This is a genomic window from Micromonospora sp. NPDC048898, assembly GCF_043198035.1.
Taxonomy (GTDB): Bacteria; Actinomycetota; Actinomycetes; order Mycobacteriales; family Micromonosporaceae; genus Micromonospora.
Window position 1 is genome coordinate 1010669 of record NZ_JBICUF010000001.1, and the last position, 16766, is coordinate 1027434.

Here is a 16766-nt window from a genome sequence, read left to right on the forward strand (position 1 = left end):
GAGTCGAAATCCGCGCCAGCTTTGGGCATGCTGCGACAGTGGGAGTCCACAGTGCGGGTGGAGGGGTGTCGTGGCGACCTTTCAGTGCTCCTCGTGCGGCCGGGAGATCAAGCCGGCCGTCCAGTGCCCGCATTGCGGGGCTGACCAGCCGCAGTGGGTCGAGCACCTCGCGGACATCGAGCGTTCGATCGCGGAGATGAAGGCGCGCGACGCCGCCATCGCCCGCGAGCAGCGGCAGATCGCCGCGAAGATGCAGGCCGCGCTCTTCCAGCGGGACATCCTCGCGCACGCCGGGGAGGAACGACTCAAGCAGGCCACCCGGCCGCGCCGAGTGCTCCGCCGCCGCCCCGGCCGTCGCCCGCCGACGGCCACCACCGGTGCGCCGCCCCGGGTGCCCCGCCAGGGCACTCCGCCCGCACCGGAGGACCCGCCGCCTCCGCCGCCGCGGGCAAGCTGGCTGGACGCGGACGATCCCGAGCATCCTCCGGAGGCCTCGTCACGCGAGGTACAGAACATCCCCCTCGGGCTGGGCGCGTTGCTGCTCGCGGTCTCCGCGGTGGTCTTCGCCGTGGTCGCCACCAGCTCGATGGACGCACTGGCCCGGCTCGGCATCCTGCTCCTGGCCACCGTGCTGATGCTGCTCGCCCCGCCGGCGCTGGCCCGCCGGGGGCTCACCTCCACCGCCGAGACCATCGCCGCGGTCGGCCTGCTGCTGGTGCCGCTTGCCGGCAACGCCCTCTGGGCCGTGGACCGGATCGGTGCCGGCGGCGCGTCCGGCACGGTCTTCGCCGGGGTGATCTTCGCGGTCACCGCCGCCGTCGCGTTCGGGTACGCCGGCTGGACGGGTCTGCGCGCACCCCGCTTCGCCACCGTGCTCGCCGCGCAGCCGGTGCTTCCGCTGCTGGCGTACGACCGGATCACCGGCCCGGGCGGCTGGGCGCTGGTGCTGGCCCTGGTCGCCCTCGTCGACCTCTGGCTGGCCCGCTCCGGCGTTGCCCTGGAACGCCCCGTCCCGCAGGACCTGCCGCCCTCGGACACCACCACGTCGGCACCCCGGCAGCGCGGCGCCGAGACCCGGCCGGAGGGCGACCCGGAGGAGGCCGCCGAGCTGATCGACGCCAGCGCGGGTTCCGCCGACACACGACCGACCCGTCCGGTTCCCGGCCTGCGCGAGCTGACCTGGCTGCTGCACGCGGTGGCGGTCGCGCTCGCCCTGGCGTACGCGACCACCGCCCTCCTCCGGGCGCAGACCGTGCCGACCGCGACCGGCGCCGGGGTGGTGCTGCTGCTGGCCGCCACGGTCGGGCTGGCCGGCGCGCTGGTGCTGCGCCGCCCGCCGCTGCCCGACGTCGCAGCGGGCATCGTCACCCTCGCCGTGATCGGCGCGCTCAGTCGGATCGCCTCGGTGGCCTTCCCGGGTCGTGCACTGCTGCTGATCGCGGCGGTCATCACGGTGACCGGGCTGGCCGTGCGTGCGGTGCCCGAGGCGGCCCGACGCGGCCCGCAGATCGCCTCGGCGGTGGCGCTGACCGTCAGCGGGCTGGTGGTCGCCGGAGGCGCGCTACGCGCCGGGTTGGCACCGGTCCGGGCGGCACTGCCCGCCTGGGATGCCGACCTCGACAGGTATCCGGCCGAGTTGGCCGCGGCGGTCGGGCCGACCTCCTGGCAGTTGGCCGCAGCGGCGTTCCTGCTCACCGTCGCGGCGGTGCTGGCCCTGCCCATGGAGATCCGCAGTGAGTTCGCGGTCGCCGGCGCGGCGCTGACCGCGCTGGCCGTGCCGGCGTCGCTCGGCCTCGGTTGGGCGATGGCACCCTGGCCGATGGTGATCACCGCGATCGGTATCGGGGTCATCGGCCTCTCCGCCCGCACCGACCGGGCCGCGGCGGCGCACGCCATCGGGGCGGCCGTGGTGGGCCTGCTCGGCGCCGGCGCCAGCCTGTCGCGCCCCGCCCTCACCGCCACGGTCCTGCTCACCCTGTTCGCGGCCGGCACGCTTGTCGCGCTGGCACCCCGGGTCCGGATCGCCTCGGCCGCGTCCGACACGGTCACCGCCTGGGCCGCCGGAGGCGCGGCGTTCGCGCTGCCCGGTGCGGTGGCCGCGTTCGTGGCCGCCAGCATGCCGACCGACCCGACCCCCACCCCGGCCAGCCTCCGGGAGGTGACAGTCCCGGTCCTGGCGGCCAGTTTCCTGGCGGTCTGCATGACCCTCGGCTACGCGGCCATCGTGCAGGTCTCCCAGCGCCGCATCCCCGCACCGCTGTCGGTCGGCACCGGGTTGGGCGCGTTGCTGGTCACCGCAGCCGCGTTCGGGGCGCCCGGTGCGACAGTCGCCGACGCCTGGGTGGGCGCGTTACTGCTGGTCGCGGCGGTGCTGCTCTTCCTGGCCCCGTCCATCGACGCCGGCCGTCGCGCCGACCTCACCCTCGACGGCTCGGACCTGGCCGCCGCGGCGGTCACCACCGCCCTGATCGCCACGCTGGTGCGGATCGGGGCGGTGTTCGCCCCGGGCGGGCAGTTGGCGGTGGCCGCCGCCCTGCTCCTGGTGGTCGCCGTGGGGGCACGCACCATGCCGGAGGAGTGGCGACGCGGGCCGATCCTCGGCCTCGCCGTCGGCGGTCTCCTCATCGGCGTCCTCGCCGGTTGGTCGGCGGCGCGCGGTGGGGTCGGCGTGCTGGCCACGCCCGGTCCGATCTGGCAGGGCGACCTGAGCGGCTGGCCGGCCTCGCCCGTGGGCGGCGCCACCTGGCAGGCACCTGTCGCGCTGGCGCTGTTGGCTCTCGCGGCCGGCATCCTGCTCCCCCGGCCCTGGCGGTGGGACGTGTCCGGCGGGGCGGTGGTGCTGGCCACGATCGGCGCGCCGGCCGCGTTCGATCTGGCCTGGTGGTCCCCGGTCCTGGTGGGCGGAATGGTCGCCACCGTCTACGGGATGGCCGCGGTGGCCACGGAGGAGGCGCGGGCCGGGCTGTCCCGGGCGACCGTGGCCGGGGTGGTCGCGCTGCACGCCGCCGGAGCCGGCCTGGTCCGGCCCTGGACCACGGCACTGGCCCTGGGCAGCATCGCGCTGATCGGCGTGGTGGTGGCGACGCTGGCACGTGTCCTGGCCGGCCCACAGGTGACCGACATCGACACCGAGGGGATGCCGCCGCACCTGGTGCTGATCGGTGGTGCGGCGATCGGTGGTGCGTTGCTCGCCCTCCCCGGTGCGGTGGCGGCACTGGCCGCCGAATTCGGCAACTCGACGCAGGTGGTGCTGACCGCCGCGCTGGCCGCGTCCAGCCTCGGCCTGGCCGCCGTGGCCGCGGTCCGGCGGCAGGTGCCGCAATATCTGCCCTGGGTCAGCGTCGCGGTGGTCGGCGGGGCCAGCATCAGCGCCCTCGCCGCCATCCCCACCGGCCTCCCCGCGGGTGTCTACGCGGCCGCCGCCGCCCTGCTCGGCGTGCTGGCCGAGCTGATCCGCGCGGCCACCGTGCCGCCCACCGGCTCCGCCCAGCCGGTCCGGCGCTGGGCGGTACGCCTCGACGGCGCGCTGCGGCGACTGCCGGACGACCCGGAGCGACGCCGTTGGCGGGTCGACCCGGCGGCGGGTGCGCTGGCCGCGGCAGCCCTGCCCACCGCCCTGGCCCTCGTCTCGATCGCACCCGCGCTGTTCACCGCACTTGTCGAGCCACACCGCACCCTGACCCGGATCTGGCAGGGCCCGCCGCCGGCGCTGCTCACCCCACCACCGGACGTGGTCAATCCGACCCACGTGCTGACGGCGCTGCTGCTCACCGCGACCGCGGCGCTCGCCGCCACCGGCTTCAGCGGTGGTCGACGTTCCCGTGCCGTCCCGGTGGTGCTGCCCGGAGCCGCCGTCACGCTGCTGATCGCACCGATCGCGCTGGGCTGGGGCTGGCCCGCCAGCACCGTTGCCGCGCTCTCCGTCTTCACCATCGCGATGCTCGGCCTCGCGCTGACCCCACCGCCGCCACTCGTCGAGCGGGCCCGCTCGCTGCGGCTGGCCCGGGTGCTGGTGTTCGTCATGGGCCTGGCCGGTGGCAGCGCCGGGCTCGCCGGCAGCCTGGCCGACCGGCAGTTGACCCTGTTCACCCTCGGCAGCGGTGTCGGCGTCGGCATGGTGGCGGCCCTGTTCGGCACCACCCAACGGGCGCGCATCCTCGGCTGGCTCTTCGCCTCACTCATGGCGCAGCTCTTCGTCCTCACCGTCGGCCTGGTCGCCGGGCTGGCCGCGGTCTGGTCCGCGTTCGGAGTGCTCGCCGTGGGGGCGGTCCTCCAGGTGCTCGCCGCGACCCTGCCTCGTTTGCGCCGTCCCGAGGCGCAGCGGGAGGCCTCCACCGTGGAATGGACCGGGTACGCTGCGGCGCTGATCGCGTTGGCCCTCGCCTTCGACTCGCCCCGACACATCGCCGCCCTGCTGGCCGCCTGGGGTGCGGTCCTCGGCGTGGCGGCGACCCGGCCCGGTCGCCGGCCGGTGGAACGCCGGATCCTGTTCTGGGCGGTGGTGGTCTGCGAGATCACCGCGTGGTGGATCCTGATGCGGGTCGCCGGGGTGGCGCTGCCCGAGGCGTACACGCTGCCGTTCGCCGCGCTGGCCCTCCTCGTCGGCTTCCTGGAGCTGCGGCACCGACCGGACCTGAGCAGTTGGGTGGCGTACGGGCCGGCACTGGTGGCCACCTTCGTGCCGACGTTGGCCATCGTGCTGGCCACCGAATCCAGCACGCTGCGGCAGATGCTCCTGCTACTCGGCGCGGTCGCAGTGTTGATCTTCGGCTCGTCCAGCCGTCAGCAGGCACCGGTGATCGTCGGCGCGTCGGTCACCGCGATCACCGCGATCCACGCCCTGTTCAGCCTCGGCCCGTGGCTGGTCCTCATCCCGGTGGGCATCCTGCTCCTCGTGCTCGGCGCGAGCAACGAACGCCGCCGCCGCGCCCAGGAACGCCTACAGACCGCCCTACGCGGCATGAGATGACAACCGGAGGGTCCCCGCGGCCCGGGTGAGTGGGCACGGCGCGTGGTCCGGGTTCCGGGACCAACGCCCTCGTGTGTCGATCATGGAGTTGTGGTGGGTGACAAAAGCCCCGTAGTGCCTTCTTGCCGGCACCACAACTCCATGATCGACGCGGCTGCGGCCTGACCGGGAGGGGCTACGGCAGGGTTGCCTGGAGGGTTGCTTCCTTCTCGGCCACCAGCTTCTCCAGGTTTTGCTGGTAGGTCGTCATCCTGGCGCGCAGGTCTTCGTCGTTCGCGCCGAGGATGCGAACGGCCAGCAGGCCCGCGTTGCGGGCGTTGCCGATCGACACGGTGGCGACCGGGATCCCGGCCGGCATCTGCACGATGGACAGCAGCGAGTCCATGCCGTCGAGGTGCTTCAGCGGCACCGGCACACCGATCACCGGCAGCGGCGTCACCGAGGCGACCATGCCCGGCAGGGCGGCGGCACCGCCAGCCCCGGCGATGATCACCTTCAGGCCCCGGTCGGCGGCGTCCCGGCCGTACTCGATCATCGCGACCGGGGTCCGGTGCGCCGAGATCACCCGCACCTCGTACGCCACGCCGAAGTCGTCCAGCACCTCGGCGGCGGCCCGCATGGTCGGCCAGTCCGAGTCGCTGCCCATGATCAGCCCGACCGTGGTCACCGGGGTCTCCTTCTCTCCCGAGGATGTCACTCGTGCCCCTCGCGCAGCCAGCGGGCGGCCCGTGCGGCCCGTGCCCGTACGTCGTCCAGGTCGTCGCCGAGCACTGTGACGTGCCCGACCTTCCGGCCGGGTCGCACCTGCTTGCCGTAGAGGTGCACCTTGGCACCCGGTTCGGCGGCGAAGAGGTGGTGCAACCGCTCGTCGATCGACATTCCGCCCGGCTCGCCGCCCAGCACGTTCGCCATCACCACCACCGGCGCGGTCAACGCGGTGTCGCCCATCGGGTAGTCCAACACCGCCCGCAGATGCTGCTCGAACTGCGAGGTCCGGGCACCCTCGATGGTCCAGTGCCCGGAGTTGTGCGGGCGCATCGCCAGCTCGTTGACCACGATCGCGGGCCGGCCGGCCCCGTCACGCACCTCGAACAGCTCCACGGCCAGCAGACCGATCACACCGAGCGCGGTGGCCAGGTCGATGGCGAGTTGCTGAGCGGCGACTGCCAGCTCCTCGTCCAGGTCGGGTGCCGGGGCCAGCACCTCCACGTTGATGCCGTCGGACTGCACCGTCTCGACCACCGGGTACGCGGCCACCTGGCCGAACGGCGAGCGGGCCACCTGCACGGCCAACTCCCGCCGCAGCGGCACCCGCTCCTCGACGATCAGCCGAGTGCCGCCGGCGAGCAGCGTGGCTGCCAGTTCGGCGGCCTGGTCGGCGTCGTCGACCATCCAGACGCCCCGACCGTCGTAGCCACCCCGAGCGGCCTTGAGCACCACCGGCCAGCCGACCCGCGCACCGAAGCCGACCAGGTCGGCGGGCTCGCCGACCGGGCGCCACGCCGGGTTGGGCGCACCCAACTCGGTCAGGCGTTCCCGCATGACCTGTTTGTCCTGGGCGTGCAGGAGCGCGTCCGCCGGCGGATAGAGGGTCACCCCTTCCGCCGCCAGCGTGCGGATGTGCTCGGAGGGCACGTGCTCGTGGTCGAAGGTGAGCACATCGCAGCCCTTGGCGAAGGTGCGCAGGGCGGCCAGGTCGGTGTGGTCGCCGTACTGGACGTCGGCGGCGACCAACGCCGCGCCGTCGTCGGGGGAGGTCGCGAGCACACGCAGTGACTGGCCGAGGGCGATCGCGGCCTGGTGGGTCATCCGGGCCAACTGGCCGCCACCCACCATGCCGACAACAGGCAGACCGGTACGGGAATCCATAGCGCGGCCAGCCTATCCGGGCCCTCGGCACGCCCACCCGGTGGGCCGGCGACCCGCCCCGGAAGCGCCGCGGGAGCCACCCGGCGGGCGGCGTAGGCGACTACTGTGCGCTCAGCCCAGCTCGGCGACCAGCTCCTCCACCGAGGTGACCGGCCGCTGGCAGACGAAACCCCGGCAGACGTACGCGGCGGACCGCCCTTCGACAAGCGGCCGGTCGGCGAGCAGCGGCACACCGGGCTGGTCCGGACGCCCGGCGACGACCACCGCCCCGGGCGGGGCATGCCGGTGGGCAGCGGCCACCAGCGGATCCCCGGTCGGGTCCTCGGTCGCCACGGCGATCTCGTACGGCCCGGACAGCAGCGCCTCGCCGACCATGGCCGCGTACCCGGCGAACCGGGGATGCTGCCCGACGATCGGCGCGACAGTGGCGAGCGCCGCCTCGGCGGCCTCCCGGTAACGCGTCTCCCCGGTCAGCGCCGCGTACGCCACCAGCCCGGCGATCAGGGCCGACCGGCCGGACGGGGTGGCATTGTCGGTCGGGTCGGCCGGGCGGGCGACCAGCCGCTCCGCGTCGTCGGCGGTGTCGTAGAAGGCGCCACCGGGCGCGGCGAAGTGTGCCAGGGCGGCGTCCAGCAGCTCGCCGGCCAGCGTGAGCCAACGGCCCTCGCCGGTGAGCTGGTGCAGCGCGCAGAAGGCCTCGGCCACACAGCCGTAGTCCTCCAGAACACCTGCCGGATCGCCGACCTTGCCGTTGCGGGAGACCCGCCGCAGCCGGCCGTCCACCAGGTGTACGGCGGCCAGGTGCTCGGCGGCGTCGCGCAGCGCGCCGTCGGCGACGATGGTGACGCCCTCCATCAGGTTCGCGTCCTCGTCCTGCGGGGAGGCGGACAACGCAGCGACCTGGAGGAACTCGACGATCGCGGTGATCGCCAACCCGTTCCAGGCGGCCACCACCTTGTCGTCGCGCGCCGGCTGCGGGCGGGTGTCCCGGGCGCTGAGCAGCCGCCCGACCATCTGCTGCCAGCGGGCCCGCACCTCGGGTGCGGCGTCGTCGACGTCCCGGGCCAGCCTGAGCACGCTCATGCCGTGCTCAAAGGTGCCCTCGTCGGTCACTCTGAACAGGTCGGCGGCAAAGCGGCCGTCCTCCTCGCCCAACGCCTCGACGAGCTGCGCGGGCGTCCACGCATAGGTAAGCCCCTCGACGCCCTCGGTGTCGGCGTCCAGCGCGGACGCGAAACCCTCCCCCGGCCGGTGCAGCTCATCGGCGAGGAACCGGGCGGTGTCCCGGGCCACCCGGCGGGCCAACGGGTCACCGGTGAGCCGCCACAGCTGGGTGTAGACCCGCAGCAGCAGCGCGTTGTCGTAGAGCATCTTCTCGAAGTGCGGCACCGTCCAGTGCGCGTCCACCGAATAGCGGGCGAACCCACCGGCGAGCTGGTCGTAGATGCCGCCACGGGCCATCGCCTCGGCGGTGTGTCGGGTGATCTCCAGGCTGCGCGGGTCGCCGGTGCGCTGGTGGTGGCGCAGCAGGAAGAGCATGTTCATGTGCGGTGGAAACTTCGGGGCGCCACCGAAGCCGCCGTTCGTCGCGTCGTACTCACTGGCCAACCTGCCCGCCGCGGCGTCGAGCAGCGGCGCGTCCAGCGGGGCGGTGGGGCCACCCACGGCCTGCGCGCCACCGATCGCCTCGACCACCGCGGCGCCCTGGCCCAGCACCGCCTCGCGCTGCTCCCGCCAGGCGGTGGTGACCGACTGGAGCAACTGGACGAAGTTGGGCCTCGGGAAGTAGGTGCCGCAGAAGAACGGCGTGCCGTCCGGGGTGGCGAAGACTGTCATCGGCCAGCCACCCTGGCCGGTCATCGCCTGGGTCGCGGTCATGTAGACGGCGTCCACGTCCGGGCGTTCCTCACGGTCCACCTTGATCGACACGAAGTTGTCGTTCATCAGGGCGCCGACCTGCTCGTTCTCGAACGACTCGTGCGCCATGACGTGACACCAGTGGCAGGCGGCATAACCGACCGAGATGAGCACCGGCACGTCGCGCCGTTTCGCCTCGGCGAACGCCTCGTCCGACCAGGGCCACCAGTCGACCGGGTTGTCGGCGTGCTGGAGCAGGTACGGGCTGGTGGCGTCGACGAGTCGGTTCACCCGACGACCATAACCAGCCCCGCCGCGACGGGCACGACAAGTTACCCAGGAAACACGAGCCGCCCGGGGCTCTCGCCACGCATCAGCATCCCGGCCAACCGATCCCGGGTCCTACCTGCCAACCGGCTCAGTGCGTCGTGGACTTCGACCTGCTCGTCCAGCAGAGCGAGGGCAGCAGCGATCTCCCGCTGATGATGGACGGGCGGAAGCATGACCGGCAGCCCGGCGAGGACTGCGGCGCTGATCGAAGGCACAGCCGTACCCCGGGCTCGCCGCCGCACCCACTCCTGCGCCTCGGGCAGCGCCAGATAGTAGGTGAGGTACCGCGACACCACCTGGTACGGGCGCACCCTCATCAGGCCGGTCGAGTAGAGCCACCCGTCACAGCTTGCCGGAACCCAAGCGAGTCGACCGACCGTGCCGGTTCGGGTAACGAGGATGTCGTCCGCGGCGACGGTATAGGACGCGAGAGTGGCAGCCACGTCGGCACGGACCCGACTGACGGCATCCGTGTGGACCCGCCCGTCCCGGACGTCCTTGGGCGCGATCATGCCCACGCCGTCTGCGCTCCGATCTTGCTGCCGCACCGACGCGCCCGAAGGCCCGGACCGAATATCGGCAACATCTCCCAGAATCGACTCTGCCCAGCCTCGGGGAACGACGTCCAGCAGGCTCATCGTTCGCCAGACCCCCTGAGCATCTCGTTCACGTCGGCGTCTATCCCTCTCGCAACGTTCGTCAACCGGATCAACTCGCTCGTCAGCGCCGAGAAGTCCGCGTCGGAATCGTGGTCTGTCGCGACTGCCTCAGGTTGGACGTAGCTTGGCGGAAACAACGAATAGTTTTGATCGGCGATGGCAGCAGCCGTTGCGGTGGCGCTGAACCCCACGCGCGGGACGAACTTCCGGTCGGCCCGGCTGGCCGACAGCCATCGTCGATACTCCTGCGACACATCCTCGATATCGTGCGGCGCCAACTGCCGGCGGGTTCGGGTGGACATGCCGCCCAACGTCTGCGCATCGATGAACAGCACCTCCCCGCGCCGCCTCGACGGGCTTCGAACCAGCCACAGGGCCACCCCGATCGATGTCCCGCCGAAGAGTTGCGTTGGCAGAGCCACGACGGCGGCAAGTGCGCCGCTCTCGACAAGCCCTCGCCGAATCTCGCGCTCCCGGGGAGCGAGGGTGGAGGCGGCGCCATTGGGCATGATCACGGCGCCCCGCCCGTTCTCGTCAAGCGACTCGATCACCAGTTGGAGCCAGTTGAACTCCTGCCGGCGGGAGGATCCGTATCGACGGCGCAGCCCGTCGTCCACTTCAGCGTCGGACAGAAAACCGAAGGGCGGATTCGATACGACGATGTCGAATCGAACCCTTGCTTCCATGGCGAGCGACCCCAACTCCGACTTCGACACCGTTGCCCGCACACCGTGCATGGCGAGGTTCATCTCGGCCAGTTCCACAAGAGTCGACTCGGGGTGCGATGCCTGCACGACGAGTGGTGGTGAGTCACCGCCTGCCACAGCGACCTCGACGAGAAGTTCCCCCGCGCGAGAGAACGGATCGAGACAACGCGACCTGGCCGTGATCGGGCCGACCAACTCCGCAATCAGCCGGGCGACCGATCGAGGTGTGAAGAACTGACCGCTCATACCGTCGCCGAGCTGGTCAAGCGCGCGATCGAAGATGTCGGTGAGATCGGACTCCACGCCCACGCCGTCAATGATGTAAATCGCGCGACGTACGGCGTGCCAGGTGGCCGGCTGCCCGTCTGCCAGCCGTCTGACGGCCCCCGCTGACTCGAAGAGACCGGCGTCGGCGAAGGTGTCAGCAAGCCGATCAGCCGGCTGGGATGACTTGTTGAGCCAGACTGTGAGATCCCGCCATGCCGTCGGACGTTCACGGCGCAGGAATACGAGCGCCAGGACGACGTGCCAGTAAATACCGTCGCGCGTCGCCGATCGGTGCAGGCCCGCCCTCAGCTCGGCGACCTCACCTCGATGTTCCACCAATACAGCCCCACCGCTTCTTCGGCGTCCTGCCCGCTCTCCGTCAGGTACGGCTCCAGCCGCGGGACGGAGAATGCCCGGCGGATCCAGTCCGGCAGGTCGTCGGCGCTCATGCTCGATCACTCCGTCCGAACGCGGTTACCTGCGAGGGGTGGCGTGGTACGGTGGGACGCGTAAGCCCCGGGTCCGCCTCTGCTCTGCATGCCGCCCGGGGCACGGCTTTATCTGGGACAGGCCGCGCCCACCCCACTGGCCTCAGCCAGCATCTCTCGCCGCACCAGGAACACCGCCGTGGAGTCCGATTCGCAAGCGCGCTCCACTACGCAGGACCTGTTAACCCCGACAGCCAGCCGTCAGGAGGCGCCGTCGGCGCGCAGCCGGAACACGTTCGACTCGGCCGAGTCCCGTAGCGACCCCAGCACGGCACCGATCTTGTCCGCCGGCATCGGCTTGAAGAAGTGGTAGCCCTGCGCGGAGGTGCAACCCAGCTCGGCCAGGGCCATCCGCTGCTCGGCGGTCTCCACCCCTTCGGCGACCACCCGCAGCCCCAACTCGTGGGCGAGGCCCACTGTCGTCCGGACGATCGCGGCGGCCTCCGGTGAGTCGGCCATCCGGATCACGAACGAGCGGTCCACCTTCAGCTCGTCGACCGCGATGCGGGTGAGGAAGGTCAGCGACGAGAAGCCGGTGCCGAAGTCGTCGACCGCGAGCTGCACGCCCATCGACCGGAGCGTGGCCAGCACCTCGTCGATGACCTCCAGCTCGCTCATCACCACCGTCTCGGTGATCTCCAGGACGAGCCGGCGCGGTGGCACCTGATGGCGGCGCAGCGCCTCGGCGATCTCCGCCGGCAGGCGGGGGTCGAGCAGGCTGCGCGCCGACAGGTTGACCGAGATCGGGACGTCGAGGCCCTCCCGGGCCCAGCCGGCGGCCACACCGAGGGCCTTGTCCAGCACGTAGCGGGTGAAGGTGCCGAGCTGCTCGCTGTTTTCCACCGGCCGGATGAAGTCGGCCGGGCTCAGCCACCCGCGCCGGGGATGCTGCCAGCGGATCAGCGCCTCCACCCCGGTGGGCGCGCCGGTGGCCAGGTCGACAGCCGGTTGCAACGCCAACACCAGCTGGTCGTCGACCTTCAGCGCCTCGCGTAGCTCCGCCAGCAGGGCAAGCTGATCGGTGCTGGCGGCGTCGCGGGTGCCGTCGTACGTGGCGACGTTGCCGCCGCCCTCCTTGGCCTGGTACATCGCGATGTCGGCCCGGCGCAGCAGCTCGGTCAGGTCGGCGGTGCCGGCGTCGGCCACCACCACCCCCACGGAGACCTCGATCGACATTCGGACGCCGGCCACCTCCGTCGGCGCGGCCAGTCGCTCGGCGATCTCGCGGGCCTGACGCAGTGCGTACGCCATCGGGGCGGCCCGGTCGCCGAGCACCGGCACCGCGGTGAGCAGCAGCGCGAACTCGTCGCCGCCGAGACGGCCGAGCAGATCGCCGGGGCGGGCCAGCACGTTGAGCCGGTTCGCGGTCAGCCGCAGCAGTTGGTCGCCCGCGGCGTGACCGAGGGTGTCGTTGACCTCTTTGAACTGGTTGATGTCCAACAGCAGCAGTGCCACCGGATGATCGTGCGCGAGCTGCCGCAGCGACTGATCGCCCTTACCGAGCATCGCCGCCCGGTTCGCCAGCCCGGTGAGCGGGTCGTGCACCGCCTCGTACGACGAACGGGCGGTGACCAGTCGCAGCTCTTGGTGAGTCGCGGCGTCGTGCAGCGCGGCGGCGAGCGCGTCGCCGAACGCGGCCACCGCGTCGCGTTCCCGGGCGTTGGGTGGGGCAGAGCGGGGGAACCGGACCCGCAGCCGTCCGACCGGCGCGGCACCGACGGACAGCGCCCGGCTCAGCTCGTGCTCGTCCGGCTCGGGCCGGTCCGGTGGGCCCGTCTCCCGGTCGACGAACTGGCCGGTGGCGTCTCCCCGGTACCGGTGCCACCGGCCTTCGGTACGAGCCACCTCGACGTCCACCAGTTCGGCGTTGAACAGCGTCAGCGCCCCGGTGACCGCCGCGGTGGCCACGCCCCGCTCGTCGAGCTGGTTGAGGGCCGCCGTGGCCTCGGCGAAGGCCCGCCAGGTGCGACGCTCGTGATCGGAGCGCAGCCGGTAGTGGTAGGTCTGCTGGAGCAACCACAGCAGCGGCGGGAGCAGCAGCAACCAGCGCGCGTCGAGCTCCAGCAGGGCGACGACCACGAGACCGACCGCGACGTTGCCGACGAACATCAGCAGCTTGCCGCGCAGCGCGGCGAGCAGCGGCGGCCCGATCGGCAGCCCGTGCCGCAGGCCCAGCGTCACCCCGCCCAGCCAGGCGGTCACCAGGAGGTAGGTCACCGACCCGGCGATCACGGCCAACGCCAGCATCGGGGTGGGCGGGGCGAGCAACGGCTGCCCCAGCGCGGTGGCCACGGAGACGGCAAGTGCCGACGCGGCGGCCAGCGACGCGGCGATCCGGACGATCTCCAGGGCCGGACGGCGGTCGGTGTGCAGGGAGAGCATCGTCCAGGCCAGGCCGGTGCCGAGCAGCGTGGCGGACGGCAACCAGCCGGCCGGTGTCAGGTAGAGGCAGACGATCAACGCGGCCTCGCCCCAGGTGATGCTGACCATGCCCGCGGCCGACCGGAACCGCAGCCGAGCGAGCTGGGCGAGAGCGAGGACGCCGACCGCGATGCCGAATCGGGCCGGCCCACCGAGGAAGTCGTCGGCCGGCAGCCGGGCGGGAAGCGTCAACCCGACCGCGGAGGCGACCAGGGCGGTCACGGTGACGGCGGCGGTGAGCACGAGCAGGCGGCCTGGCGTGCCCCGCACCCCGAGCCGGTCGAACGGAGCGCCGGCCGGACCGGAGGTCATCGACCTCCCCCGTCAGCCGACCGACCGACGAGACGGCGGGCGGCCGGTGCTGTGCTGGTCATCGGCGCCCCCTTCCGCACACGACTCGGAGACTTTTGGTCCCCCGGCGGAAGGCTAAGCCAAACCGGGTGGTCGCAACAGGGGGCGACCACCCGGTTCGGCGTGATTCACGTGCGGGCTACCCGTTCCGGTGCTGCTGGTGCCCGTTGGGACCAGGGGCGGATGAATCACGCCCTCCGGTCCTGTCTGTCGGATCGCCGACTGCCGCATCGACCCTGGTCGACTCGACCGGCCCCGTCTGCTGCGGAAACCGGTCCGGTAGGCGGCGCAGCCGAGAATTCATGTTGCGGATCAGCAGGATGGTCGCGGCGGCCAGCAGCAGGATGAGGAAAAGGCCCATCGGCCCGGCCAGACCACCCGTGCGGGTGTCTCCGAAGTTGTTCTCCGCGAGCACCTGGGCAGCGGTCAGCATGGCGTTCCTCCGATGTGCGGTTGGTTACCAGGGTAGCTCCGCCCGGAATCAGCGTGCGTGCGCCGTCTCCCGCACCCCCGCGAAGAGATCAGACTCGGGCAGCGGACTGTCGACCACCGAGCGGGCGAGCTGGAAATCCTCGGTTGGCCAGGCGTGGCGCTGCAACTCCATCGGAACGTGGAACCAGAAGCCGTCCGGATCGACCTGGGTGGCGTGGGCACGCAGCGCGTCGTCGCGGACCGGGAAGAACTCGGAGCACTCCACCCGGGTGGTGATCCGCGGGCCCTTGTCCGGCCGGTCCTCCCAGCGCTCGAGCCACTCCTGGTAGGGCGACTCCTTGCCCGCGGCCAGCATGCCCTCGTGCAGCGCCATGATCTTGGCCTTGGAGAAGCCGATGTCGTAGTAGAGCTTCAGCGGCTGCCAGGGCGCGCCCAGCTCCGGGTAGCGCTCCGGGTCACCGGCAGCCTCGAACGCGGCCACGCTCACCTTGTGGCACATGATGTGGTCCGGGTGTGGGTAGCCGCCCTCCTCGTCGTACGTGGTCACCACGTGCGGACGGAACTCGCGCATCAGCCGCACCAGTGGGCCGGCGGCCACCTCGACGTCCTGCAGGGCGAAACAGCCCTCCGGCAGCGGCGGCAGCGGGTCACCCTCGGGCAGCCCGGAGTCGACGAAGCCGAGCCATGCCTGCTCGACACCGAGGATCGCCCGGGCGGCGTCCATCTCGGCGCGGCGGATCTCGCCGATGTTGGCCCAGACGTCGGGGCGGTCGAGCTTGGGATTGAGCACGCTGCCGCGCTCCCCGCCGGTGCACGTCACGACCAGGACATCCACGCCCTCGGCGACATATTTGGCCATGGTCGCCGCGCCCTTGCTCGACTCGTCGTCCGGGTGCGCGTGCACGGCCATGAGTCGCAGCTGCTCTGCCAACTTTGGCACTCCTCGTCTGTGCCGGCCGGTGGACCCGACCGGGCTCGACCGGCTGACCTGCCGGGATCGTTGCCCACCGCACCCCGTCGCCGGCCAGCACCGCAGGGCACGACCTGCCATTTGTGCCTCTGGACCGGGTGGGAGGATGGACTCTGCCATTCTTGCCGATGCCGCCGACAACAACGCCAGGAGATACCCGCCGGTGACCGAGACGCACGCCACAATTTCAGCCGGCGCTCCGGTTTTCCCGGCCGGGCGCTACGGCCGTCGCCGGGCACCCGGTGGAGAACGCCGTCGTAGCCTGCTGGCCGCGTTGGTGCTGCTGGCACTCGTGGGAACGCTTACCGTGATCTCGGTGCGGCTCTACCGCCAGTACGGCGACCCGGTCTACGACGCCCAGGTGATCACCTACACCGACATCACGGACACGCAGGTGGTGGTCGACTTTCGGGTGACAGTTCCGGCGGGCGGATCGGCGGTCTGCGTGCTGCGCGCCCGCGACCGCGCGGGTGCCGAGGTGGCCCGCGACCAGATCACCGTGACCGCGCAGCCCGGCAACCGGCACGTGACGACCCGACACCGCCTCACCACCACCGCGCGGCCGTTCATCGGCGAGGTTCTGCGCTGTCGACCCCCGTCCTGAGCTGCCCAAACAGCCTTCGCCACCCGGCTCGGAGGGCGCCTACCCGCGGTGTCGGATCCGGACACCCGCGGTGATGGCCGACACGCTGTGTCGTACCGCACTGGTAACTTGGTAGTTCACCTGTCAGCCAGCCACGCACAACTGAGGAGAACGCCTGTGTCCACTGGCAACGAGGCGCCCGCCACCTGGCTGTCCCAGGACGCGCACGACCGTCTCCAGGCCGAGCTCGACGAGCACATCGCCAACCGTCCGGTGATCGCCGCCGAGATCAACGCTCGGCGTGAAGAGGGCGACCTGCGGGAAAATGGCGGCTACCACGCCGCCCGCGAGGAGCAGGGCAAGGCCGAGGGTCGCATCCGCTACCTGCAGGAGCTGCTGCGCACCGCGAAGGTCGGTGGGGCGCCGGCAGCGGACGCGGTGTCACCCGGCATGGTCGTGACGATCTACTTCGACGACGACGCCGACGACACCGAGACCTTCCTGCTCGGCTCGCGGGAGATCGCAGCCACCACCGACCTGACCGTCTACAGCCCCGAGTCCGCGCTCGGCAAGGCGATCCTGGGCGGCCGGCCGGGGCAGACCTGCACCTACACGGCCCCGAGCGGCGCCGACATCAAGGTGACAGTGGTCAGCTTCGAGCCGTTCTCCGGCTGACCGGCACCGCCCGCGCGAGCCGCCGACCCCTCAACGCCCACGTACGGCGCTGACCCCGGCACCGCCCGCGCGACGCGCTGAGCGGCACCCGCGCGACGCGCTGAGCGGCACCCGCGCGACGCGCTGAGCGGCACCCGCGCGACGCGCTCACCGACACCGCCCGCGCGCCAAGCACCGCTTCCGAGGCG

At 72.1% G+C, this 16766-nt stretch carries 12 protein-coding genes; 3 read left to right on the forward strand and 9 right to left on the reverse strand.

Features of this window, described 5'->3' with window-relative positions; translation table 11 throughout:
- Positions 1-70 precede the first annotated feature (70 nt).
- Positions 71-4969 (forward strand): SCO7613 C-terminal domain-containing membrane protein, encoded by a 4899-nt coding sequence (locus tag ACGFIQ_RS04745; RefSeq protein ID WP_393239172.1) that lies wholly within the window; start codon positions 71-73, stop codon positions 4967-4969.
- Positions 4970-5144: 175 nt separating this feature from the next.
- Here the strand turns inward: ACGFIQ_RS04745 and purE are convergent, their stop codons facing one another.
- The 9 genes from purE to mca all read right to left on the reverse strand — a co-directional run bounded on the left by purE (position 5145) and on the right by mca (position 15281).
- Positions 5145-5636: a 5-(carboxyamino)imidazole ribonucleotide mutase gene (purE, locus tag ACGFIQ_RS04750; protein WP_393239175.1), complete on the reverse strand. Its 492-nt coding sequence runs from the start codon at positions 5634-5636 to the stop codon at positions 5145-5147.
- A 26-nt stretch (positions 5637-5662) separates the two neighbouring features.
- Positions 5663-6838, reverse strand: coding sequence for a 5-(carboxyamino)imidazole ribonucleotide synthase (locus ACGFIQ_RS04755; RefSeq protein WP_393239178.1), 1176 nt, complete (start codon positions 6836-6838; stop codon positions 5663-5665).
- A gap of 111 nt (positions 6839-6949) precedes the next feature.
- Positions 6950-8986: a thioredoxin domain-containing protein gene (locus ACGFIQ_RS04760; RefSeq protein WP_393239180.1), complete on the reverse strand. Its 2037-nt coding sequence runs from the start codon at positions 8984-8986 to the stop codon at positions 6950-6952.
- Positions 8987-9027: 41 nt separating this feature from the next.
- Positions 9028-9663, reverse strand: coding sequence for a restriction endonuclease subunit S (locus tag ACGFIQ_RS04765; protein ID WP_393239183.1), 636 nt, complete (start codon positions 9661-9663; stop codon positions 9028-9030).
- Complete coding sequence (locus ACGFIQ_RS04770) at positions 9660-10994, reverse strand: class I SAM-dependent DNA methyltransferase (RefSeq protein ID WP_393239186.1); 1335 nt, start codon at positions 10992-10994, stop codon at positions 9660-9662. Before ACGFIQ_RS04770 ends, ACGFIQ_RS04765 begins: the two co-directional genes overlap by 4 nt.
- Positions 10964-11107 carry a hypothetical protein gene (locus tag ACGFIQ_RS04775; protein ID WP_393239189.1) on the reverse strand — a complete coding sequence of 48 codons (144 nt, stop codon included), beginning with the start codon at positions 11105-11107 and terminating at the stop codon, positions 10964-10966. The genes ACGFIQ_RS04770 and ACGFIQ_RS04775 overlap by 31 nt, the downstream gene beginning before the upstream one ends.
- A 240-nt stretch (positions 11108-11347) precedes the next feature.
- Complete coding sequence (locus ACGFIQ_RS04780; protein WP_393239192.1) at positions 11348-13879, reverse strand: putative bifunctional diguanylate cyclase/phosphodiesterase; 2532 nt, start codon at positions 13877-13879, stop codon at positions 11348-11350.
- A gap of 178 nt (positions 13880-14057) precedes the next feature.
- Entirely contained in the window at positions 14058-14351 is a 294-nt protein-coding gene (locus ACGFIQ_RS04785; RefSeq protein ID WP_393239195.1) for a hypothetical protein, read from the reverse strand.
- 48 nt (positions 14352-14399) lie between these two features.
- Positions 14400-15281, reverse strand: a complete 882-nt coding sequence (gene mca / locus ACGFIQ_RS04790) for a mycothiol conjugate amidase Mca (protein ID WP_393239198.1) — start codon at positions 15279-15281, stop codon at positions 14400-14402.
- 202 nt (positions 15282-15483) lie between these two features.
- Between mca and ACGFIQ_RS04795 the strand changes: the two genes are divergently transcribed.
- The gene (locus ACGFIQ_RS04795) at positions 15484-15924 is read left to right on the forward strand and encodes a DUF4307 domain-containing protein (protein ID WP_393240349.1); all 441 of its coding nucleotides are present in this window, start codon (positions 15484-15486) and stop codon (positions 15922-15924) included.
- 156 nt (positions 15925-16080) lie between these two features.
- A complete protein-coding gene (gene greA, locus ACGFIQ_RS04800; protein ID WP_357078998.1) occupies positions 16081-16578 on the forward strand; it encodes a transcription elongation factor GreA in 498 nt (165 codons plus the stop codon).
- Positions 16579-16766 lie beyond the last annotated feature (188 nt).

Excerpts from the sequence above, each read along its gene's own strand:
- ACGFIQ_RS04755 (WP_393239178.1), bottom strand. The coding sequence starts at position 6,838 with ATGGATTCCCGTACCGGTCTGCCTGTTGTCGGCATGGTGGGTGGCGGC.
- ACGFIQ_RS04765 (WP_393239183.1), bottom strand. The coding sequence starts at position 9,663 with ATGAGCCTGCTGGACGTCGTTCCCCGAGGCTGGGCAGAGTCGATTCTG.
- ACGFIQ_RS04775 (WP_393239189.1), bottom strand. The coding sequence starts at position 11,107 with ATGAGCGCCGACGACCTGCCGGACTGGATCCGCCGGGCATTCTCCGTC.
- ACGFIQ_RS04780 (WP_393239192.1), bottom strand. The coding sequence starts at position 13,879 with ATGACCTCCGGTCCGGCCGGCGCTCCGTTCGACCGGCTCGGGGTGCGG.
- ACGFIQ_RS04785 (WP_393239195.1), bottom strand. The coding sequence starts at position 14,351 with ATGCTGACCGCTGCCCAGGTGCTCGCGGAGAACAACTTCGGAGACACC.